This is a genomic window from Mycobacteroides abscessus ATCC 19977 (assembly GCF_000069185.1).
Lineage (GTDB): Bacteria > Actinomycetota > Actinomycetes > Mycobacteriales > Mycobacteriaceae > Mycobacterium > Mycobacterium abscessus.
On sequence record NC_010397.1, the window covers coordinates 2,655,151 to 2,676,329 of the forward strand.

19 protein-coding genes and 1 tRNA gene are annotated in these 21,179 nt (G+C 63.7%); 10 read left to right on the forward strand and 10 right to left on the reverse strand.

Annotated features, from left to right (window positions below):
* Positions 1–4 precede the first annotated feature (4 nt).
* From polA to ctaD, 3 genes are read right to left on the reverse strand one after another with little or no spacing between them, the layout of a single operon-like run.
* Positions 5–2,713, reverse strand: coding sequence for a DNA polymerase I (gene polA, locus MAB_RS13280; RefSeq protein WP_005111138.1), 2,709 nt, complete (start codon positions 2,711–2,713; stop codon positions 5–7).
* Between the two features lie 32 nt (positions 2,714–2,745).
* Positions 2,746–3,144 (reverse strand): VOC family protein, encoded by a 399-nt coding sequence (locus tag MAB_RS13285; protein WP_005057988.1) that lies wholly within the window; start codon positions 3,142–3,144, stop codon positions 2,746–2,748.
* Between the two features lie 32 nt (positions 3,145–3,176).
* Positions 3,177–4,871 carry an aa3-type cytochrome oxidase subunit I gene (ctaD, locus tag MAB_RS13290; protein ID WP_005111140.1) on the reverse strand — a complete coding sequence of 565 codons (1,695 nt, stop codon included), beginning with the start codon at positions 4,869–4,871 and terminating at the stop codon, positions 3,177–3,179.
* A 337-nt stretch (positions 4,872–5,208) separates the two neighbouring features.
* On the opposite strand from ctaD, the gene MAB_RS13295 reads away from it, so the two are divergent.
* From MAB_RS13295 to MAB_RS13305, 3 genes are read left to right on the forward strand one after another with little or no spacing between them, the layout of a single operon-like run.
* Complete coding sequence (locus tag MAB_RS13295) at positions 5,209–5,649, forward strand: Zn-ribbon domain-containing OB-fold protein (protein ID WP_005075834.1); 441 nt, start codon at positions 5,209–5,211, stop codon at positions 5,647–5,649.
* Positions 5,646–6,851 (forward strand): lipid-transfer protein, encoded by a 1,206-nt coding sequence (locus MAB_RS13300; RefSeq protein WP_005057979.1) that lies wholly within the window; start codon positions 5,646–5,648, stop codon positions 6,849–6,851. The genes MAB_RS13295 and MAB_RS13300 overlap by 4 nt, the downstream gene beginning before the upstream one ends.
* A 40-nt stretch (positions 6,852–6,891) precedes the next feature.
* Positions 6,892–7,611 carry a YwaF family protein gene (locus tag MAB_RS13305; RefSeq protein ID WP_005111142.1) on the forward strand — a complete coding sequence of 240 codons (720 nt, stop codon included), beginning with the start codon at positions 6,892–6,894 and terminating at the stop codon, positions 7,609–7,611.
* Here MAB_RS13305 and MAB_RS13310 read toward each other — a convergent pair.
* The 6 genes from MAB_RS13310 to MAB_RS13335 all read right to left on the reverse strand — a co-directional run bounded on the left by MAB_RS13310 (position 7,593) and on the right by MAB_RS13335 (position 13,423).
* A complete protein-coding gene (locus MAB_RS13310) occupies positions 7,593–8,318 on the reverse strand; it encodes an ABC transporter ATP-binding protein (RefSeq protein ID WP_005111144.1) in 726 nt (241 codons plus the stop codon). The two genes, MAB_RS13305 and MAB_RS13310, sit on opposite strands and share 19 nt — an antisense overlap.
* The gene (locus MAB_RS13315) at positions 8,319–9,263 is read right to left on the reverse strand and encodes an ABC transporter ATP-binding protein (protein WP_005075839.1); all 945 of its coding nucleotides are present in this window, start codon (positions 9,261–9,263) and stop codon (positions 8,319–8,321) included.
* Entirely contained in the window at positions 9,260–10,432 is a 1,173-nt protein-coding gene (locus tag MAB_RS13320; protein WP_005075840.1) for a branched-chain amino acid ABC transporter permease, read from the reverse strand. The genes MAB_RS13315 and MAB_RS13320 overlap by 4 nt, the downstream gene beginning before the upstream one ends.
* Entirely contained in the window at positions 10,429–11,499 is a 1,071-nt protein-coding gene (locus tag MAB_RS13325; RefSeq protein WP_005111147.1) for a branched-chain amino acid ABC transporter permease, read from the reverse strand. The genes MAB_RS13320 and MAB_RS13325 overlap by 4 nt, the downstream gene beginning before the upstream one ends.
* A 30-nt stretch (positions 11,500–11,529) precedes the next feature.
* Positions 11,530–12,714 (reverse strand): branched-chain amino acid ABC transporter substrate-binding protein, encoded by a 1,185-nt coding sequence (locus tag MAB_RS13330; protein ID WP_005111150.1) that lies wholly within the window; start codon positions 12,712–12,714, stop codon positions 11,530–11,532.
* Between the two features lie 91 nt (positions 12,715–12,805).
* On the reverse strand, positions 12,806–13,423 hold the full coding sequence (locus tag MAB_RS13335; protein ID WP_005057960.1) for an ANTAR domain-containing response regulator: 618 nt from the start codon (positions 13,421–13,423) through the stop codon (positions 12,806–12,808).
* Between the two features lie 124 nt (positions 13,424–13,547).
* On the opposite strand from MAB_RS13335, the gene MAB_RS13340 reads away from it, so the two are divergent.
* Positions 13,548–13,624, forward strand: a tRNA-Leu gene (locus MAB_RS13340).
* Positions 13,625–13,645: 21 nt separating this feature from the next.
* Here MAB_RS13340 and MAB_RS13345 read toward each other — a convergent pair.
* On the reverse strand, positions 13,646–14,017 hold the full coding sequence (locus tag MAB_RS13345; protein WP_005068515.1) for a hypothetical protein: 372 nt from the start codon (positions 14,015–14,017) through the stop codon (positions 13,646–13,648).
* Between the two features lie 124 nt (positions 14,018–14,141).
* Between MAB_RS13345 and MAB_RS13350 the strand changes: the two genes are divergently transcribed.
* The 6 genes from MAB_RS13350 to MAB_RS13375 all read left to right on the forward strand — a co-directional run bounded on the left by MAB_RS13350 (position 14,142) and on the right by MAB_RS13375 (position 21,177).
* Complete coding sequence (locus MAB_RS13350) at positions 14,142–14,627, forward strand: nuclear transport factor 2 family protein (protein WP_005057955.1); 486 nt, start codon at positions 14,142–14,144, stop codon at positions 14,625–14,627.
* A gap of 256 nt (positions 14,628–14,883) precedes the next feature.
* Complete coding sequence (locus MAB_RS13355) at positions 14,884–16,338, forward strand: cytochrome ubiquinol oxidase subunit I (RefSeq protein WP_005111152.1); 1,455 nt, start codon at positions 14,884–14,886, stop codon at positions 16,336–16,338.
* A 31-nt stretch (positions 16,339–16,369) separates the two neighbouring features.
* Entirely contained in the window at positions 16,370–17,398 is a 1,029-nt protein-coding gene (gene cydB / locus MAB_RS13360) for a cytochrome d ubiquinol oxidase subunit II (RefSeq protein WP_005111154.1), read from the forward strand.
* A complete protein-coding gene (cydD, locus tag MAB_RS13365; protein WP_005114396.1) occupies positions 17,395–19,068 on the forward strand; it encodes a thiol reductant ABC exporter subunit CydD in 1,674 nt (557 codons plus the stop codon). The genes cydB and cydD overlap by 4 nt, the downstream gene beginning before the upstream one ends.
* On the forward strand, positions 19,052–20,698 hold the full coding sequence (gene cydC, locus MAB_RS13370; protein ID WP_005111158.1) for a thiol reductant ABC exporter subunit CydC: 1,647 nt from the start codon (positions 19,052–19,054) through the stop codon (positions 20,696–20,698). The genes cydD and cydC overlap by 17 nt, the downstream gene beginning before the upstream one ends.
* Complete coding sequence (locus tag MAB_RS13375; protein ID WP_005111160.1) at positions 20,695–21,177, forward strand: DUF4190 domain-containing protein; 483 nt, start codon at positions 20,695–20,697, stop codon at positions 21,175–21,177. The genes cydC and MAB_RS13375 overlap by 4 nt, the downstream gene beginning before the upstream one ends.
* Positions 21,178–21,179 lie beyond the last annotated feature (2 nt).

A 21,179-nucleotide genomic window follows, 5' to 3' on the forward strand; every position in this document is an offset into this window, starting at 1 on the left:
AATATCAGTGTGCGGCGGCATCCCAGCTGCGGCCGTACCCCACGGAAACCTCGAGCGGCACATCGAGTGGATACGCCGAGCCCATGGTCTTGCGTACCAATGCCTCGAGGCTCTCGCGTTCGCCCTCGGCAACCTCGAAGAGGAGCTCATCGTGCACCTGCAGGAGCATTCGTGACCGTAAGCCCTTGTCCCTCAATGCCTTATCCGTGGTGATCATCGCAACCTTGATGATGTCGGCGGCGCTCCCCTGGATTGGAGCGTTCAGAGCCGCGCGTTCTGCGGCCTCGCGGCGGAGGCGATCGCCACTGTCCAAATCGGGCAGGTATCGACGGCGCCCCAGCACGGTCGAGGTGTATCCATCCTTGCGGGCCTGATCGACAACTGCACGCAGATAGTCGCGCACCCCGCCAAACCGCGAGAAATATTGGTCCATCTGCTCTTTGGCCTCATCATTGGAGATCTTGAGCTGTGTGGCCAGTCCATAGGCCGACAGACCATACGCCAGGCCGTAGGACATTGCCTTGACCCGCCGGCGCAACTCCGCGGTGACCTCGTCGATGGGCACACCGAAGGCACGGGCGGCCACGAACGAGTGTAAATCCTCACCGGTGTTGAACGCCTCGATGAGGCCCTCGTCGGCCGACAGGTGCGCCATGATGCGCATCTCGATCTGGCTGTAGTCGACGGTCATCAGCTCGCGGTAGCCCGCGCCGACCACGAATCCGTCGCGGATCTCCCGCCCGGCCTCGGTACGTACCGGGATGTTCTGCAAGTTCGGTTCGGTCGAGGACAGCCGACCAGTCGCCGCGATGGTCTGGTTGAACGTGGTGTGAATACGCCCGTCGGCCGCAACAGATTTGAGCAAGCCGTCGACAGTCACCTTCAGCCTGGTGACATCACGGTGCGTGAGCAGATGCTCCAGAAACGGATGCCCGGTCTTATCGAACAGCGTCTGTAGGGCGTCCGCGTCGGTGGTGTAACCGGTCTTTGTCTTCTTGGTCTTGGGCATACCCAACTCGTCGAACAGCACCACCTGCAGCTGCTTGGGTGAGCCCAGGTTGATCTGCTTACCGATGACGGCGTACGCGGCATCCGCAGCCTCACGGATGCCGCTGGCGAACTGATTCTGCAGCGAAGACAGATGATCGGTGTCGACCGCGATACCGACGGATTCCAGACCGGCCAGCACCCGCTGAACCGGCAGCTCCATGTCGGTGAGCAGCCCTGCCGATTCGATGCGTTCGAGCTCGACATCGAGCGCGTCGGCCAGATCGATCACCGCACGGGCACGCAACATCTGGGCTTGAGCTGCCTTCGCATCGCCCGCGCCATCCTCGTCCAGTAGTGAGAGCTGTTGTTCTCCATCATCTTCAGCGCGAAGTTCGCGACGCAGATACCGCAACGACAAGTCGTCGAGTGCGAAGCTGCGCTGCCCCGGGCGCACCAGATACGCAGCCAGCGCGGTATCGGAGGTCACTCCGCCGAGCTCCCACCCGCGGCCGGCCAAAGCGTGTATGGCCTGCTTCGCCTCATGCAATGCCTTGGGACGGGCCGCATCGGCCAGCCACTCGGCAAGTGCCGCCTCATCGTCCGGAGTCACCGTCGTGGTGTCTATATAGGCGCCGTCGCCATCGGCGGACGCGATCGCCACCGCGGTAGCGTCGCCGTCATAGGGCGTATAGGTCCCGACCACCGCCAAACCGCTACGGCGGCCATCCCCGGTGTGTTCGGCCAGCCACGCGGCGACCGTGCCGGGTTCCAGCGCCTGGCCGGCCAGCTGGAAGCCCTCGTCCACCTCGGGTTCGACCGCTTCCAGGGTTTCGAACAGCCGGTCACGCAGGACCCGGAACTCGAGGTCGTCGAACAGCCGGTGAATCTGGTCCCGATCCCACGGCGCCAGCGCCAACTGGGCGGGCACATAGGGCAGCGGCACCGTCCGCACCAGATCGGTCAGTTCGCGGTTCAGGATCACCGAGGCGAGGTTGGCGCGCAGCGAATCCCCCACCTTTCCGCGCACGGTATCGGCCTTGTCAACCAGCTCTTGGAGCGATCCGTACTCGAGGATCCACTTGGACGCGGTCTTCTCCCCAACTCCAGGAATTCCCGGCAGGTTGTCGCTCGGGTCACCGCGCAGCGCCGCGAAGTCCGGGTACTGGGAGGGCGTGAGTCCGTACTTCTCGACTACCGCTTCCGGGGTGAATCGGGTGAGATCGCTGACACCCTTGCGCGGGTAGAGCACCGTCACGTCCTCGTTGACGAGCTGCAGCGAGTCGCGATCGCCCGTGACCACGAACACCTTGAAACCCTCGGCCTGCCCCTGGGTGGCCAGGGTGGCGATGATGTCGTCGGCCTCGAACCCCTCCTCTGCCAGCACCGTGATGCCCAGGGCCTGGAGTACTTCCTTGGTGATGTCGATCTGTCCGCGGAACTCGTCGGGGGTGGCCGACCGAGTGGCCTTGTACTCGGGGTACCGGTCGGACCGGAACGTCTTGCGGGAGACATCGAAGGCGGCCGCCACGTGTGTGGGCGCCTCATCGCGCAGCAGATTGATCAACATCGAGGTGAACCCGTATACCGCGTTGGTGGTCAAGCCCGACTGCGTCTTGAAATTCTCGGCCGGAAGCGCGTAGAACGCGCGGAACGCCAGCGAGTTACCGTCGAGCAGCAGGAGGGTCGGCTGTTTGGTTCCGGTCTTCGTCGCAGGCGCAGTCACACTCCTACCCTAGGCAACGGGTGCGACAGGACCTACGACCCCGACGCTTCCCCTGACCCGTAGGGCCGGGTGAGGATCTCCAGGTAGTGGCCCGAGGGATCCCGGAAGTACACACCGCGGCCACCGTCGTTGTGATTGATCTCGCCCGGATGCTGCGCGCGCGGGTCAGCCCAATGGATGATGCCGCGGTCGGTGATCCGGCCGTAAATCGCATCGAAGTCGTCTTCCGATACCAGGAAGGCGTAGTGCTGCGGGGTTAGCTGCCCGTGCTCGATGGTGGCGAAATCGAGATTGCCGCCGTATTCGAGCGCGACATTGAGGAAGGGGCCGGCCTCCACGGCCTCCGGCAAGCCGAAGACCTCCGTGAAGAACCGGGCCGATTCTTCACGGTTCTCGGAATGAACGATTGTGTGATTGAACGCGATACCCATAGATCCTCGCTAACTCGTAGAAGCACATGGTGTCAAGGCTGCGCACGCACCACGTGTGCCTCGGCGCGCATGCGCTCAGACATGTGCGGATAGTGCAGTTCGAAGGCCGGGCGCTCGGACCGGATTTGGGGCAGCTCGGAGAAGTTGTGCCGCGGCGGCGGGCAGCTGGTGGCCCACTCCAGAGAGTTGCCGTAGCCCCACGGATCATCGACCGTGACAACCTCGCCGTAGCGGTAGCTCGTGAACACGTTCCACAGGAACGGCAGCATGGAAGCCCCGAGAATGAAGGCGCCAACCGTGGACACGATGTTCAAATCCGTGAAGCCGTCAGAGGGCAGGTAGTCGGCGTACCGGCGGGGCATGCCCTCGTTACCCAGCCAGTGCTGCACCAGGAACGTCGAGTGGAAGCCGATGAAGGTCAGCCAGAAGTGGAACTTGCCCAGGCGCTCGTCGAGCAGACGGCCCGTCATCTTTGGGAACCAGAAGTACACCCCGGCGAAGGTTGAGAAGACGATGGTGCCGAAGAGCACGTAGTGAAAATGTGCGACCACAAAATACGAGTCGGTCACATGGAAATCCAGGGGCGGTGAGGCGAGCAAGACACCGGTCAACCCTCCGAAGAGGAACGTGACCAAGAACCCGACCGCGAACAGCATGGGGGTCTCGAAGGTCAACTGCCCCTTCCACATGGTGCCGATCCAGTTGAAGAACTTGATGCCCGTCGGCACTGCGATGAGATAGGTCATGAAGGAGAAGAACGGCAGGAGCACCGCGCCGGTGGCGAACATGTGGTGCGCCCACACGGCCACGGATAGAATCCCGATGCCAACGGTCGCGTAAACCAATGTGTGGTAACCGAATATGGGCTTGCGGCTGAACACCGGGAAGATCTCCGACACGATGCCAAAGAACGGCAAGGCGACGATATAGACCTCGGGATGTCCGAAGAACCAGAACAAGTGCTGCCAGAGGATCGGCCCCCCGTTGGCAGGGTCGAAGATATGGGCTCCGAGGTGGCGGTCGGCAGCCAGACCGAACAGCGCGGCGGTCAGCAGCGGGAACGCGATCAGCACGAGCCAGCTGGTCACCAGGATGTTCCAGGTGAAGATCGGCATCCGGAACATCGTCATACCCGGGGCACGCATACACACGACCGTGGTGATCATGTTCACGGCCCCAAGGATGGTGCCGACCCCGCCGACGGCCAGACCCATGATCCACAGGTCTCCGCCCACCCCGGGACTGTGTACGGCATTGGAAAGCGGCGCATAGGCGGTCCAGCCAAAGTCGGCGGCGCCGCCCGGCGCGATGAACCCGGCCAGGGTGATCAATCCGCCGCACAGAAACAGCCAGTAGGACAAGGCATTCAAGCGCGGAAAAGCCACATCTGGCGCGCCGATATGCAGCGGCAGCACCAGATTGGCGAAGCCGAACACGATCGGCGTGGCGTAGAACAGCAGCATGACCGTGCCGTGCATGGTGAACAGTTGGTTGTACTGCTCATTCGAGAGGAATTGAAGCCCGGGATGAACCAGTTCAGCACGCATCAGCAGGGCCATCAACCCGCCCACGAAGAAAAAGCCGAAGCAGGTGACGACGTACATCACGCCGATCAACTTGTGATCGGTGGTGCCGAGCAGCCGGTAGACGAGAGTGCCGCGCAGACCCCGCGCCGGAAAGGGGCGCTGGGCCGGCACCGGCACGAGAAACTGCGTTTGTGCGCTCATCCGAGTTCCCGGCGGGCCGTGGCGGCCTGCCCGTGGACTCGTGACAGATTTCGTGTACTCAACATGGTTACGACCCAACAGATGCGTTGCGTATCTACACCTCTACACCCGACTCTCGATCCTTCAACGGTAGCCCCCTGACGCCGGGCGGTGCCAGGGCGTTTTCACTTTCGGCGCCGCGCGGTACCGACGGCGAGGCCCCTGGAGGACAAATCTCCATATCCGATGTCGACGGGATCCCAATACCCGGTTCCCACCGGGCGGAAACCCTTCTGACATTCGGCGCCAAAACTGACACACGTTTCAATTCGCTCCGCGGCATGGGTAATCTGACCGGGTGCCTACAGACCAAGCGCCCGCCATCGACGGCTGGTTCGACACCGACGAGTCCGGCCGGCCGCATTTGATCGGCGGTAAATGCACGCACTGCGCCACCATCGTCTTTCCGCCGCGTGCCAATAACTGCCCCAACCCCTCCTGCGACAGCGATGTGCTGGATCAGGTGCCGCTGTCCTCACGCGGCACGGTCTGGAGCTACACCGAGAACCAGTACGCACCGCCCCCGCCATATCCCGCCTCCGACCCGTACGAGCCATACGCGATCGCGGCGGTCGAGCTGTCTGCCGAGGGCATCATCGTGCTCGGCAAGGTGGTGACCGGCACCGGTGCCGCCGACCTGAGGGTCGGTCAGGCGATGGAACTCGCGCTGGAACCTCTCTATACCGACGACGAGGGCGTCGAGCGTCTGGTCTACGCATGGAAGAAGGTCTCCGCATGAGCCGTACCCCCGATCCGGTCTACATCCTCGGCGCGGGAATGCATCCGTGGGGTAAGTGGGGGCGCGACTTCACCGAGTACGGTGTCGCCGCGGCCCGCACCGCGCTGCAAGACGCCGAATTGGATTGGCGGCAAATTCAATTCGTCGCCGGCGCGGACACCATCCGCAACGGCTATCCGGGCTTCATCGCGGGGTCGACCTTCGCCCAGAAGCTGGGCTGGAACGGTGTGCCCATCAGTTCCACGTACGCCGCGTGTGCCAGCGGCTCGCAGGCTCTGCAAAGTGCCCGCGCGCAGATTCTCGCCGGATTCTGCGACGTGGCGCTGGTCATCGGTGCCGACACCACCCCGAAAGGCTTCTTCGCCCCCGTCGGCGGCGAGCGCAAGGCTGACCCGGACTGGCAGCGTTTTCACCTCATCGGTGCCACCAACCCCGTGTACTTCGCGCTGCTCGCGCGACGGCGAATGGACCTCTTTGGCGCGACCGTCGAAGACTTCGCCCAGGTCAAGGTGAAGAACTCGCGGCATGGCCTCAACAATCCGAATGCCAGGTTCCGCAAGGAGTCCTCTGTCGCGGACGTGCTGGCGAGCCCGGTCGTATCGGATCCACTGCGGCTGCTGGACATCTGTGCGACCAGCGACGGCGCGGCGGCACTCATCGTGGCCAGCGCCGATTTCGCGAAGAAGCATCTGGGTTCGGTCGACGGCGTCCCCTCCGTGCGCGCCGTTGCGACCATCACCCCCAAGTACCCCCAACATCTTCCGGAATTGCCGGACATCGCAACCGATTCCACCGCGGTGGTGCCGGCCCCGGAACGCGTGTTCAAGGATCAGATCGTCGACGCCGCGTATGCCGAGGCCGGTATCGGGCCCGAGGACATCAGCCTCGCCGAGGTCTACGACCTTTCGACGGCCCTTGAGCTGGACTGGTATGAGCACCTAGGCCTGTGCGCGAAGGGTGAGGGTGAGCAACTGCTGCGCAGCGGTGCCACGACCGTCGGCGGCCGGGTTCCGGTGAACGCCTCCGGTGGCCTCGCGTGTTTCGGTGAGGCCATCCCGGCACAGGCCATCGCACAGGTGTGCGAACTGACCTGGCAGCTGCGTGGACAGGCCGGAGATCGGCAGGTTGAGGGTGCCCGCGTCGGTATCACCGCGAATCAGGGCTTGTTCGGCAATGGTTCATCGGTCATCGTTGCCCGTTAGCCTGACCGGGCGGCAATTCGTTCGGCGATAGCCTCACACGATGGCATCGTCTGCGCTACGGGAGTTTCACCAGTACGGCCCATCTCATATCGCCGCCATGACACTCTTCGCATGTGGCGCGATGGCCCTAGTATGGTTGGGGCGCAAGCAAACTGAGACGCAGGCACGCATCCTCGGCCGGGTCCTCGGGGTAATCACGGCGGCCATCTACGTGGTGGTGCTGGCAGCGGGCCTGAATCCGCCGCGGCTCGAAGTGTCTGTACCGCTACGGCTGACCGATCTCGCCACCGTGGTGGGCGCCTATGCCCTGTGGTCGCAGCGACATTGGGCATATGCGCTGACCTACTACTGGGGCTTGGTGCTCAGCAGCCAAGCGCTCATCTCGCCGGCTCTCGACGGGCCCGACTTCCCCAGCTTCGGCTTTCTCGCCTTCTGGTCGATTCACCTGCTGGTCGTCTGGGCCGCGATCTACCTGACCTGGGGCCGGGGCCTGCGGCCAACGTGGCGCAGCTATCGGATGGTGGCCACCGTCAGCCTGACATGGACGGTTTTCACGATGGGTTTCAACGCCGTCGCCGGCTCCAACTACGGATTTCTCAATCGGAAGCCCTCGACGGCAAGTCTTTTCGACCTAATGGGTCCGTGGCCGTGGTACGTGGTGGTGGCGACCGTGTTGGTGCTGGCGGTGTGGGCACTGATGACCTGGCCGTGGGAACGGCCCTGGGGCAAGACGGTTACCTCTCAGACCACTCCGAGATAAGCCGACCGAATACTGTCGTCTTGCAACAGCTCTCGGCCAGCACCGGATCGAACCACCGATCCGGTCTCCAGGATATAGGCGTGATCCGAACGGCTCAGCGCCTGCTGGGCGTTCTGCTCAACGAGCACCACGGTGGTTCCGGCGGCGTTGATCTCCTCAATAATATTGAAGATCTTGGTGATCAGCAGCGGTGCCAGGCCCATCGACGGCTCGTCCAGGAGCAGGATCTTCGGCCTGGCCATGAGCGCACGGCCGATCGACAGCATCTGCTGCTCACCGCCGGACAGCGTGCCCCCAGGCTGATGTCGGCGTTCAGCAAGCCTGGGGAAGAGCGCGTTAATCCAATCCAGACGCTCCCGACGCTCCGCTCGTGACTTGAATTTGCGGCCGTAGCAACCCATTTCCAAATTCTCCGCGACCGTCATACCTGGGAATATGCCTCGGCCCTCGGGCGCTTGCACGATCCCGGCTCTGACGCGCCTGTGCGCCTTCATCTTCGAGATGTCCTGTCCCTCGAAGAATATGGTGCCGGAGCTGAGCGGGACCAGGCCGGATATGGCCCGCATGGCGGTCGATTTGCCGGCCCCGTTGGAACCCAGCAGCGTGACCAGCTCACCCTCACGCACATCGAACGAGAGCGTGTTCACAGCCTGGATGGGGCCGTAATGCACGCCGACGTTGTTGAGTTTCAGCTGTACGGGAGGCATCTACCTCTCGCTTTCAGAATCGGGTGGGGCCGAATCGAGCCACCCGGGCCCGTGGAAATCCTCATCCGCGACTCCCAGATATGCCTCGATGACGGCCGGGTCGTTCCTGACCTCGGCAGGCAGACCGTCGGCGATCTTCCTACCGAATTCGAGTACCACGATGCGGTCGGTGACACCCATGACCAGCTTCATATCGTGTTCGATGAGCAGCACGGTGTATCCGTAGTCCCGGATGCGCTGGATCAGCTCGATCAGCGAATCCTTCTCACTGGGGGTAAAGCCGGCCGCGGGCTCGTCCAAACACAGCAGCTTGGGCTCGGTGGCCAGCGCCCGTGCGATCTCAAGCCTGCGCTGACTTCCGTACGGCAGGTTTTTGGCCTTGACGTCAGCGTCGTCGGCGATGCCGACGAAGTCGAGCAGACCCATTCCCACGTCGACTGCGTAGTGCTCCTCGCGGCGGTGACGCGGTGTGCGCAGCAGTGCTCCCAACACTGAGGTCTTGTGGCGGGCATCAGTGCCCACGGCGACGTTCTCCAGTGCCGTCATCTCCCCGAACAGCCGAATGTTCTGGAATGTGCGGGCGATGCCACGGCGCGTTATCTGATGACGCCGCAGCCGGCGAAGCGGTTTGCCGTTGAAGACGATACTGCCGGACGTCGGCTTGTATACCCCGGTGATGGCGTTGAAGCAGGTGGTCTTGCCCGCGCCGTTGGGTCCCACGAGACCGAGGATCTCACCGCGCCGGATGTCGAAACTCACCCCGTCGAGCGCCTGCAGACCGCCAAACTTGAGCGTCAGGTCCTTGACCTCGAGCAGGACTTCGGCTTCGCCGGGGTCGACTGGTACCCCGGATTCACCCTCATCCGATCCCTCCTCGATCTCGGCCTGGAGCATCTCGACGGAGTCCTGCTCGTCATCAAGGCTGCTGTCGCGATGTTTGGTCATGCCCCGGCCTCGACTTCGTCGGGTTTCTGGGCACTCAAACGTTCGGATGTCTTGCGCCAGTAGGCCATCAATTTCTGATGCGCGGGGAACAGCCCCTGTGGGCGGAAGAGCATCAGCACCACCAGCGCCAGCCCGAAGAACAGATACTTCAGGTTGCCCAGGTCGATTCCCTGTACCTGCACGCCCAACAGGCGGTTTGGCAGGTAGACGATGATGAACGCACCGACGACGACACCAAGCTTGTTGCCTTGTCCGCCGAGGACCACCGCGCACAGAAACAGCATCGAGTTGATGATGTTGAAGGTCGGCGATGCCACATATTGGACCTGGCCCGCATACAGTGCGCCGGACAACCCGCCGATACTCGCCCCAATCACGAAGGCCCACAGCTTGAAGCGGAAGGTGGGCACGCCCATCATTTCGGCGGCGTCCTCGTCCTCACGAATAGCCACCCACGAACGCCCCACCCGGCTGCGCTCGAGGTTGCCCATCAGCACCAACACCGCGGCAATCAGGCACAGCCCCAGCCAGTACCACCACACGCCGTAGTTCAGATGGCCGCCCGAATTGGCACTGGAGAAAACGCCACCGCCGTGCACGTGCTGCTCCCCCACATGCGGGTACGCGACCTTGTGCAGTCCACGTGGGCCATTGGTGACATCCAGGTTATCTGCGAGCAGCCGGATGATTTCGCCGAAACCGAGCGTGACGATAGCCAGGTAGTCGCCCCGAAGCCGCAGCGTGGGCGTACCGAGGATCAGGCCGAAGCACGCAGTGATGGCCACGGCGATCGGCAGGCAGGACAGCCATGCCCAGTCCGAACTGAAAAACGCCGACGTGCCCATCCGATTCCACGGGCTGTCGGGACTGGTGAGCAAGGCGACTGTGTAGGCACCAATCGCATAGAAACCGACATAGCCTAGGTCGAGCAATCCCGCTTGTCCCACAACGACGTTGAGGCCTATCGCGATGAGCGCGACCATCGCAAACTGGGCCATCACCCCGCCGAAGCTGGTGTTGGGGGTATCTAGATAGGGGATCTTCCAGACCGGCAGCAGCGCAAGCAATGCGAATCCGACTACCCCGTACACCCACTGCACCGGACGGGCCAGCTCGGACCACCACCGTCGGATGGAGTCGCCGGGTGCCAGGGCACGTGCTGCGCTCATGCCTTTGCCCGCCCTAGGCTCTCGCCGAGAATGCCGGTGGGACGGAACATGAGCACCAACACCAGCAGTACGAACGCCACCACATCGCGCCACTGCGTGCCAAATACCGCCTGGCCGTAGTTCTCCATCACGCCCAGGATCAAGCCGCCAAGCAACGCACCGCGAAGATTGCCGATACCACCAAGCACCGCGGCCGAGAACGCCTTGATACCCAACAAGAACCCACCCGAGTAGATGATGCCCTGCGGCACCTTCAACGTGTACAGCAGCGCCGCGGCGCCGGCCAGCAGGCCGCCGATGACGAAGGTCGCCATGATGATGCGTTCGCGGGAGACACCCATCAGCGTCGCCGTCGTGGAATCTTGTGCGACGGCACGAATGCCGCGTCCGAACTTGGTGTGATTGATCGCGATATCCGTCACGAACGCCAGCACCAGCGCCGCCGCGACCACGACGACGGTGACATTGGTGATCGTCGCCTGGAACGGGATGTGGTGGCCGCTCACGTCGAAGGGACCGAACGTCCACACCGGCCTGGGAGTCACCAGCATGAGCGGCTGCTGTGCGTTGCTACCGCCGTACCCCTTGGCGATCTTCGGCAATACCCAGTGCACAAACTCCTGGATCACGAAGGACATACCGATGGCGGTGATGAGAAAGGTCAACGGCCGCGCACCACGGCGCCGCAGCGGCCGGTACGCAACGGCCTCCAGGCCCAGTGCGGTCGTGGCCGACACGGCCATGGCGACGAGCATGGCTACACCCAGGTACAGCACGGTCAGTGACACGCCTTTGTTGTAGGCATTGCCGCCCGGCGAGAATCCGAGCACCACATCGAGTGCGAAATACGCCCCGAACATGCCCAACATGAAAACTTCCGAGTGCGCGAAGTTGATAAGCCGCAGCACCCCGAAGACCAGCGTGTAGCCGACCGCGACCAGCGCATAGATGGCGCCCCATGCCAAACCGTCAATGGTCAGTTGTCCGATGCTGCTCCACAGTCCGTGCAGATCGAATGAAATTGTGCTGGCCTGCACACCCGTCTGTGCCATCCACCCCGAAATCATTTGCGGCTGAGCCTAGTCCCCTCGTATGTGTTACGTGACCTTATACACCCAGATAAGTGTGGAAGTTAGCTCCCCGTTTTCGTTCCACTTGTACTCTCGCGCCACGCCCTGTCCCTGGTAGTTCCGGACCCAATCAAGCAACCCCGCCCGAGTGCTCTTTCCGGCGTCGATTCCCTTGACGAGGATCGTGGCCAGGTCATAACCCTCCGTGCTGTACGTGCCGGGCTCCTGATTGAACTTAGCCGTGTAATCCTTGGCAAAACTGTTGGAAGCAGGCCCACACGGGCAGGACAGCAATGCATCCTTGGCCGAGTCGCCCGCCTGCTTGACGAACTCGACGTCCTTGGTGCCGTCCGAGGACACGAAGGTGGCGGTGACTCCTCCGTTGCGCAGCTGCTGCACCAGGGGCGCCGCTTCGGCGTAGTAACCACCGAAATACACCGCGTCCGGTGCAGCGTTCTTGAGCTGTGCGACCGCCGCGGAGAAGTCCTTGTCGCCCTTTTTCACCGACACATTGCAGTCGTTTCCGAGCGTTCCGCGCACCGCGTTCGCTAGACCGGATCCATAATCGGTGCTGTCGTCGACCACGCAGATCTTCTGGTATCCAAGGGTCTTCTTGAGGTAGTTGGCCACAGCGGGTCCCTGCACCCCGTCGTTGGCCAGACCGCGGAAGAACGTCTTCCAGCCCTGCTGGGTGAGGGTCACGTTGGTGGCGGATCCGGTCGTGGAGACCAGGCCGGCCTCGCTGAAGATCTGCCCGGTTGACTTGGTTTCGCCCGAAAACGCGGGTCCGATGAGCCCGACGATCGTCGGGTCCCCGATGATCTGCGGGGCGATATTGCTCGCGTTCTGCGGCAGCCCCTCGGTATCGAACTCACGGAGTTTGATCTGACATCCGGGATTAGCGGCGTTGTGCTTGTCGATAGCCAGTTGGACACCGTTGCGAATATTGGTACCGAGCGCCGAATCGGGGCCGTTCAGCGCACCCGCGGTGGCCAGAGAAACATTGGCGCACTGAGCTTTTCCGTCACCCGCGGGATCGGCCGCCGACTGCGTGTTGGACGCCGGCACCTCGCTGCCATCCTGGGCGATCTGTACCAGCGGCACGATCTTCAGGTTGCTCTGATGGGAGCTGTCGGTCTGCGCGCCGGCATGACATCCCGCCAACGCCAGGGCTACCGCCCCCAGCATGAACACACTCGCGCGTGCACGCACGGTTACCTCCGAATCGCTGGGGCTGTCTGGTCGAAACGCTGATCAGAAAACATAGCCAACCCGAGGGCGACGCGCAGTGCTTACCCGTGTTTCAGCTCGGCGCGTCGGTGTCGAGCGTTTCCAGCACGACCTCGGCAACTCGTTTCATGGTGGTACGGCGGTCCATGGCGGCACGCTGGATCCACTTGAATGCCTCGGGTTCGGTCAGCCCCTGGGTGGACTGCAGAACGCCCTTGGCGCGCTCGACGAGCTTGCGGGTCTCCAGCCTGTCCGCCAGGGTCTGGACTTCCTTCTCCAGCGCCGTGAGCTCGCCGAAACGACTCACCGCCACCTCGATGGCGGGTACCAGGTCGGTCTTGGAGAACGGTTTGACGAGGTACGCCATCGCCCCCGCATCGCGTGCCTTCTCGACCAAGTCGCGTTGGCTGAATGCGGTGAGGATGACGATGGGGGCAATGCGCTTGGTGGCGATCTCCGATGCGGCGTCGATGCCATCTCGGCGCGGCATCTTCACGTCCATGATCACCAGATCGGGTTTGAGCTCCTCGGCGAGGTCAACGGCCTCTTGGCCGTCCCCTGCCTGTCCCACCACGTCATAGCCCTCCTCATGGAGCATCTCGACCAGGTCGAGGCGGATGAGAGCTTCGTCTTCGGCGACGAGCACGCGGCGTGCGGGAGCCGCCGGTTCGGTGTTCTGCGGGCCGGTCATGGCGACCATTGTGACGCATGTGGTCGTGTGAACGGCGATACCCTGGTGAAAGTGACATTCCCCATCCCTTAAGGTGGGAGATCGCGCCACTGGTTGATGGTCACCAAAATGCCAGTAACGCCAGGCCCTCGTATCCCAACTGGCAGAGGAAACGGATTCAAAACCCGTGCAGTGTGAGTTCGAATCTCACCGAGGGCACCAGCTCAGAGCAGCCAACCGGCACTAACCGACGTCGGTGCAGTTCACTCCGGGGTTGTCGCAGTCGGCGCCGGTCTGATCGGGTGCACTCACCCAGCCGCCGGCATCGTCGGGACCGGGGCCCAGGTTGGAGACGGGCGGGTTGTCATCCGAGCCACAGACCACCCAGGCGTTCTCGCATTGGGCGCCTGCCCCGTTCGGTAGGTAGCCCCAGCCCGTGTCTCCCGAGTCGTTGGGCTGATCGACCAGAGACCCATGAGACGGCGCGTTCGGGGAACCGGGAACCGGAGGCGGTGGGGTCGGCTCGGCCCAGGCGGCGACGGCGCCGAATCCGAGGAACATGGCCGCCGCAGCTCCCGCCGCGGGAGCCAATACCAGACGGGTGAATGCGTTCATGGGCACCCCTTCGCGGATGGTCGATGCATGCAGGTCAAATGTATTCCCAATCCCCGCCCTGTGGACGATCTAGATGTACGCAAGACCGGCCACAGCCGCGACCGCGCGTGCTATGACTGGCTGCATGCCACGCCCGACCGCCGAGACCCTCGTCGACATCCACGAGATCACCGAGCTCAAATACCGCTACGCCCGCACCCTCGACAACAAGCTGTGGGACGAATTCGCCGATACCCTCACCGAGGACGTGCAGGCGACCTATGGCACCGCGGTGCACGGCGCTCCCCTCGAGTTCACCTCGCGCGCAGCGGTTGTCGAGTACATGCGCACCTCACTGACGACCGATATCACCAGCGTGCACACCATGAGCCATCCCGAGATCAATGTCACCGGCGACACGGCGACAGGAAGCTGGGCCATGAGCGATGTGGTCATCGTGCCCGGCCACAACGTCCTGATCACCGGCACCTCGTACTACACGGATCGTTATCGTCGCGACTCAGACGGCAGCTGGCGGATCAGTCACATCTCGTACTACCGCCTCTACGAGGCGATGCAGAACACCAAGGACATCGGTTTCCATTTGATCGCAAACCGCTGGTCGCAGTAGCGCCACGAATCAATCGGTGCGTGAGGCGTGTGCGAAACGCCCTCCCGATGAGGACATTTCAGTCGCACCGAGTTGCGGGATAACCACGGCTGGGCTCGCCGCCCCGGCGGCATTGCGGCGCGCTGGCTGGGGCTCACCACATGGGTTCACGCGTTTACCGTCCCGTGTTCGACTCCTTGGCGTATTAGTAAATGTGGCCCGTATCGCGTTGATCTTGTACTGCAACTACTACTACGCTGCGTCGTAGGAGGTGGCGATGAACGCCCTGGACGTATCCCGATGGCAGTTCGGTATCACCACCGTGTACCACTTCATCTTGGTGCCGTTGACCATTGGGCTCGCACCCCTGATCGCCATCATGCAGACGGCCTGGGTGGTGACCGGGAACAACTCGTGGTATCGACTGACCAAGTTCTTCGGCAAGCTATTTCTCATCAACTTCGCGTTGGGCGTAGCCACCGGAATCGTCCAGGAATTCCAATTCGGCATGAACTGGAGCGAGTACTCACGATTTGTCGGTGATGTCTTCGGCGCTCCCCTGGCGCTGGAAGGCCTGGTGGCGTTCTTCCTCGAGTCGACCTTTCTGGGCTTGTGGATATTTGGATGGACTCGCCTGCCCAAACTGGTTCATCTGGCCTGTATCTGGATGGTGGCCATCGGGGTCAACGCGTCGGCCTTCTTCATCATCGCCGCCAACTCCTTCATGCAGCACCCCGTTGGTGCCGTCTACAACCCCGAGACCGGCCGTGCGGAGCTGACAAGCATCACCGAGCTGCTCACCAATAACACGGCATTGGCCGCGTTCCCGCACACCGTTGCCGGGTCGCTCCTGACGGCAGGCACCTTCATCGCCGGCATCTGCGGCTGGTGGATGGTGCGCTCACACAAAGTGGGCACGCTGGACGATGCCCGCACGATGTACCGGCCGGCCGCCATCGGTGCGTGCGCGGTGATGATCTTGTCCGGGGTCGCGTTGGCGGCCACCGGAGACGTTCAGGGCAAGTTGATGTTCCAGCAGCAGCCCATGAAGATGGCCTCCGCCGAATCTCTCTGTTACACCGAGAAAGACCCTAAGTTTTCAGTGCTGACGGTGGGCACGCACAACAACTGCGCCAGTGTCACGCACGCCATCTCGCTGCCCTATGTCCTGCCGTTCCTCGCCGAAGGCAAGTTCACCGACGTCACCCTCAAGGGCGTAGAGGACCTGCAAAAGGAATACGAGCAGAAGTTCGGTCCGCGTAACTATCGGCCCAATCTGTTTGTGACGTACTGGTCCTTCCGGGCGATGATCGGGCTCGCTGCCGGGTCGGCGCTGTTGGCGCTGGCCGGACTGTGGGTCACGCGCCGCGGGCGGATACCCGGCCAGCGCTGGTTCGCGTGGCTTTCCATCCTGGCCATTCCGACACCATTCCTGGCGAACAGCGCCGGCTGGGTGTTCACCGAGATGGGCCGACAGCCCTGGGTGGTCGCGCCCAATCCGACAGGTGTGGACCAGATCCGGCTCACGGTGGACATGGCTGTCTCGCACCACTCCGCCGCGACGGTCTGGCTGTCATTGATCACCTTCACGCTGCTGTATGGGGCACTCGGTGTGGTGTGGTTCTGGCTCATCCGCCGCTACACCATCGAAGGCCCGCTCGAGCACGACGCTGAACCGAGCCCGCCCGCTTCCGACGACGACAGCGTCAAACCGCTGTCCTTCGCCTACTGACCCGACCAGCTACGTAAGGAGGTTCTTCGGCATGAATCCGACTGCATTGCAACAGTTCTGGTTCGTCGTCGTGGCGGTACTATTCCTCGGCTTCCTGGTACTGGAAGGCTTCGACTTCGGCGTCGGCATGCTCATGCATCCGCTCGGCCGCGGTGACGACCGTCGGCGGCGGGCCGTCCTCAACACGATCGGTCCGGTATGGGACGGCAATGAGGTCTGGCTGATCACCGCCGGGGGCGCCATGTTCGCCGCGTTCCCACATTGGTATGCGACCGTGTTCTCCGGGCTCTACCTCCCACTGCTGTTGATTCTGGTGTCCATGATCGTCCGGATCGTCGCCATCGAATGGCGTGGAAAAATCGACGACCCACGTTGGCGCGCCCGGTGCGATCTCGGGATCGCGATCGGCTCCTGGATACCTGCATTGCTGTGGGGTGTGGCGTTCTCGTCGCTGCTTGCCGGACTCCCGGTGGACGGTGCCAAACAGCTCACGCTGACAGTGGGTGATGTCCTCAGACCGTATGTCCTGCTGGGCGGTGTGGTTTTCGTGGGGCTCTTCGCCCTTCACGGTGCCCTGTTCATTTGCCTGAAAACCTCCGGAGTGGTCCGCGACGACGCGGTCGCATGGGCACGCAAACTCGCGGCGCCGGTGATCGTCGGCGCCGGCGGCTACGGATTGTGGACGCAGCTGGCCTATGGCGCGAGCTGGACATGGATCGCCCTCGGCACCGCCGCGCTGTCCTTGGTGGCGGCGGCGCTGGCTTCACGCATTTCTCGGGATGGCTGGGCCTTCGCCTGTACATGCCTGACCGTTGTCGCGGTGGTGGCGTTGCTCTTCGGCTCGCTGTACCCGAATCTCATTGTGTCCAACCTTGATCCGGCCTACAACTTGACGATCGTCAACGCGTCTTCCAGTCCCTATACGCTCAAGGTGATGAGTTGGGCGGCGGCCATTACCGCGCCGGTCGTACTCGTCTATCAGGGTTGGACGTATTGGGTATTCCGTCAGCGCATCTCGGCCGAGCAGATTCCCGATCCGGTCGGGCTGACCGTGCGATGACGAGGCCGCGCGGCGCTCCGGTCGATCCCCGGCTCTGGCGTCGCAGCGCGCCCGCCCGCCGGTACCTGTTCTTGACGGTGCTGTGCGAGCTGGTGATGACGGGATGCACGCTCGTGATCGCGATAGTGCTGGCGCAAGCCCTCTCCCAGCTGATCACCAACCCCGCCGCACGCGACCTGCCTCACATGTGGCAACCGATAATTCTCCTGTCTGCGCTCTGGGCCCTGCGGGCGCTCGCGCACGGTGTGCAGGTCCGCTTCAGCGAGCGGGGTGCGACGGGGGTCATCGCCGACCTCGACGATCAACTCCTGTCGGCGGTCGCCCAGGTGCAACCGCGCGATCTGGAACAGCATCGAGACTCGGCTACCGAGGTACTGACCCGCGGACTCGACGACCTGCGGCCCTACTTCGCGGGATACCTGCCTGCGCTGCTCAGCGCCGCGATCGTGACGCCGGCAGCGGCGGTGGTCATCGCGCTGTCGGATATCAGGTCGGCGCTGATCGTGGCGATAACCCTGCCGCTGATACCGGTGTTCATGATTCTCATCGGCCTGCTCACGCGCGATCGCGCCGCGACGGCACTGGCCGCCTCGACCGCGGCCACCGGACAGATCGTCGATTTGATCGCGGGTATTCCGACGCTGCGTGCGCTGGGACGCACCGCGACACCGCTGCGCCGCATCGCCGAACTCGGCACCGCTCAGCGGCGTTCGGTGATGGCCACCCTGCGCGTGGCCTTCCTGTCTGCGATGGTCCTGGAAATGATCGCGACACTGAGCGTGGCCCTGATCGCGGTGAGCATCGGCATGCGGTTGGTGTTCGGGCATCTGGACCTCACCACCGCGCTGACCGTCTTGATCCTGGCGCCGGAGGTGTATTGGCCGTTGCGCCGGGTGGGCATTCAATTTCACAGTGCCGCCGACGGAACGGCCGCCGCCGACAGGGCCTTCGAATTGCTCGACACTCTGACACCGTCTATGCCCGGCCCCGTCGCCGCGCCCGTGCAGGCGCCACCGCGCCGGCCGACCATCGGGCTGGAGGCGATCAGCGTGTTGGACAGAGGTGGTTATGCGCCATGGGAGTTGACGGCGACGATCCGACCCGGTGCTGTCACGGTATTGACCGGTCACAACGGCGCGGGAAAGTCGACCGCGCTACACGCGATAACAGGTCTCGCCGTACCAGCGACCGGCCGGGTTCTGCTGGACGGCATGACGCTTGAGCAGATCGAGCGTGACACCTGGTGGTCGATGATCGGATGGCTGCCGCAACGACCGGTGCTGATACCCGGCACCGTCCGGGAGAACCTCGAAATCTTCGGGCAGCTGGAAGATCTGGAGTCCGCGCTCGCTGACAGCCAGTTCGACACGGTCGTTGCGGCGCTACCACACGGGCTTGACACCCGACTCGGCACCGGTGGTGCCGGACTGTCGCTGGGTGAACGCCAGCGATTGTCTCTGGCCCGGGTCCTGGGCACCAACCGGCCGATTCTGCTGCTGGATGAGCCCACCGCCCATCTCGACGCCGATACCGAGGCCGCGGTGCTGGCCGCGCTGGTATCGCGTGCCCGGCAGGGCGCGACGGTGGTCCTGGTGGGCCACCGGGCTCCGGTACTTGCCGCCGCCGATGAAATTTTCACAGTGCAGGCCAGGCATGCCGCGAACCTCTGATCCCTTGCGCCACTGGCTGTTCGCGCTGCATGTGCGGCCCGCACGGCTGGCGATGGCCGTGATGTTCGGTGTCCTGGCGCTGGGAAGCGCTCTCGGGCTAGCCGGTTTATCGGCGTGGCTGATCACCCGCGCCTGGCAGATGCCGCCGGTACTCGATTTGTCGGTCGCCGTGGTGGCGGTACGCGCGTTGGGCATTTCGCGCGGCATCTGGCGGTACTGCGAACGGCTCGCCGGTCACGATATCGCGCTGCGCGGCGCGGCCACCGTCCGTACGCATGTGTATGCGCGGCTGACAGGCGGCCCTGCCGGCAGGCTTCGCAAGGGGGCGGTGCTCGAACGTATCGGTACCGACATCGACGAACTGGCCGAGACCGTGGTCCGCAGCGTCATTCCCGCAGCCGTGGCCGCCGTGCTCGGAATTGCCGCGACGGCAGTAGTCGCATTGATCTCCATACCTGCCGCCGCCGTCATGGCATGTGCCCTGCTCGTCGCCGACGTGCTGGCGCCGGCATTGGCAGCGCGTGCAGCCAGGGCCAGGGAGACGCGCGGAGCGCGGGCACGTGCTCTGCATTCCGAGACGGCGGTCGAGATCCTCGATCACGCACCGGAACTGCGGGTGGGAGGACTGTTACCACATCAGCTCGAGGTGGCGCGCCACCGCCGTGGGGAGTGGGCCGCGGCCCAGGACCGGGCGGCCGCTCCTGCCGCCTGGTCGGCGGCGGCGCCGACGATCGCCGTCGGCATGGCCTCGGTCGGGGCGTTGGCCGCAGCAGTCGAACTCGCGAACCATGTCGCACCCACGACACTGGCTATCCTGGTCTTGCTGCCGCTGGCGGCATTTGAGGCTTCGACCGCGTTGCCCGCCGCGGCCGTTGGCATCGCCCGCTCACGGGCCTCGGCGCGGCATCTGCAGGAGCTGGCACCCGACGGCCGGGGGGCCGAGCCTACCGACGTAATGCCCAGCGCAGCGGCCGGCGCAGCCGTCGAATGTAGCGAACTCCATTGGCATACTGGCAATTCCGTATCAGGGCCGCTGTCTTTCCGGCTACCGGCCGGAGCCAGGATGGCGGTCACCGGTGCCAGTGGCATCGGCAAGACGTCGTTGCTCACGACTCTTGCCGGACTCACCCGGCCGGTCTCGGGCACCATTCGCGTCCGCAACGACGCACTCGCGGACCTCCCCGCCGCCGAACTCCCCGGACTTATCCGGTTTTTCGCCGAGGACGCGCACTTGTTCGCCACCACCGTGCGCGACAATCTCCTCGTCGCGCGTGGTGATGCGCCCGACGGCGACCTGGTGGACGCATTGTCCGTTGTGGGTCTGGGCCCCTGGCTCGAGTCATTGCCGCAAGGACTGGACACGGTGATGACCGCAGGCGCCGGGTCCGTATCGGGCGGGCAGCGCCGACGGATACTGCTCGCGCGCGCACTGCTGTCCCGGGTGCCTGTGTTGCTCTTGGATGAACCGACGGAACATCTCGACGGACGCGACTCTGACAGCATTATGCGGAAGCTGTTGAACGCGAACAGTTCCCTACTGGCGGGGCGGACGGTGGTGGTGGCCACCCATCATCTACCCGACTCAGTGAGCTGCCTTCGCATCCAGCTCGGCGATACAGTGCAGGTATGACGGAAACGCCACCTCCGCCCCCGCCGTATCAGCCAGCCGGCGGCTATCCGCCGCCGTTCCCCTACCCGTACCCATACGGCGCGCCCGGCGTTCCGGTACCTCCGCCGGCCCCGAAAAACGGTCTCGGCCTGAGTGCGCTGGTGATCGGTATAGTTTCCGTGCTGTTGTCCTGCACGGTGTTTGGCGGCTTGTTCGGTGGTCTCGTTGCTGTCGTTCTCGGAATCGCCGGCCTGCTCAGGGTCAAACGCGCAGTCGCCGATAACCGCGGTGTCGCGATCGCAGGCATCGCCCTGGGCAGCCTCGCCGTCCTGCTCTCCGCCACGATTCTCGTTTTCACCCTGGTATTCATGAAGTCGGCCGGTCTCAACGACTTCATTAGCTGCCTGTCCGATGTCAAAGGCGATCAGGCCAAGGCCACCCAGTGCCAGAACGATTTCGAGAAGCGGATGAACGAGAAGGCCGGCACCTCCAAGCCCTGATC

Bases quoted from the DNA above. Each gene is read 5' to 3' on its own strand.
- MAB_RS13285 (WP_005057988.1), bottom strand. From the start codon at position 3,144: ATGGGTATCGCGTTCAATCACACAATCGTTCATTCCGAGAACCGTGAA.
- ctaD (WP_005111140.1), bottom strand. From the start codon at position 4,871: ATGAGCGCACAAACGCAGTTTCTCGTGCCGGTGCCGGCCCAGCGCCCC.
- MAB_RS13300 (WP_005057979.1), top strand. From the start codon at position 5,646: ATGAGCCGTACCCCCGATCCGGTCTACATCCTCGGCGCGGGAATGCAT.
- MAB_RS13305 (WP_005111142.1), top strand. From the start codon at position 6,892: ATGGCATCGTCTGCGCTACGGGAGTTTCACCAGTACGGCCCATCTCAT.
- MAB_RS13310 (WP_005111144.1), bottom strand. From the start codon at position 8,318: ATGCCTCCCGTACAGCTGAAACTCAACAACGTCGGCGTGCATTACGGC.
- MAB_RS13315 (WP_005075839.1), bottom strand. From the start codon at position 9,263: ATGACCAAACATCGCGACAGCAGCCTTGATGACGAGCAGGACTCCGTC.
- MAB_RS13320 (WP_005075840.1), bottom strand. From the start codon at position 10,432: ATGAGCGCAGCACGTGCCCTGGCACCCGGCGACTCCATCCGACGGTGG.
- MAB_RS13325 (WP_005111147.1), bottom strand. From the start codon at position 11,499: ATGATTTCGGGGTGGATGGCACAGACGGGTGTGCAGGCCAGCACAATT.
- MAB_RS13335 (WP_005057960.1), bottom strand. From the start codon at position 13,423: ATGACCGGCCCGCAGAACACCGAACCGGCGGCTCCCGCACGCCGCGTG.
- MAB_RS13345 (WP_005068515.1), bottom strand. From the start codon at position 14,017: ATGAACGCATTCACCCGTCTGGTATTGGCTCCCGCGGCGGGAGCTGCG.
- MAB_RS13350 (WP_005057955.1), top strand. From the start codon at position 14,142: ATGCCACGCCCGACCGCCGAGACCCTCGTCGACATCCACGAGATCACC.
- MAB_RS13355 (WP_005111152.1), top strand. From the start codon at position 14,884: ATGAACGCCCTGGACGTATCCCGATGGCAGTTCGGTATCACCACCGTG.
- cydB (WP_005111154.1), top strand. From the start codon at position 16,370: ATGAATCCGACTGCATTGCAACAGTTCTGGTTCGTCGTCGTGGCGGTA.
- cydD (WP_005114396.1), top strand. From the start codon at position 17,395: ATGACGAGGCCGCGCGGCGCTCCGGTCGATCCCCGGCTCTGGCGTCGC.
- cydC (WP_005111158.1), top strand. From the start codon at position 19,052: ATGCCGCGAACCTCTGATCCCTTGCGCCACTGGCTGTTCGCGCTGCAT.
- MAB_RS13375 (WP_005111160.1), top strand. From the start codon at position 20,695: ATGACGGAAACGCCACCTCCGCCCCCGCCGTATCAGCCAGCCGGCGGC.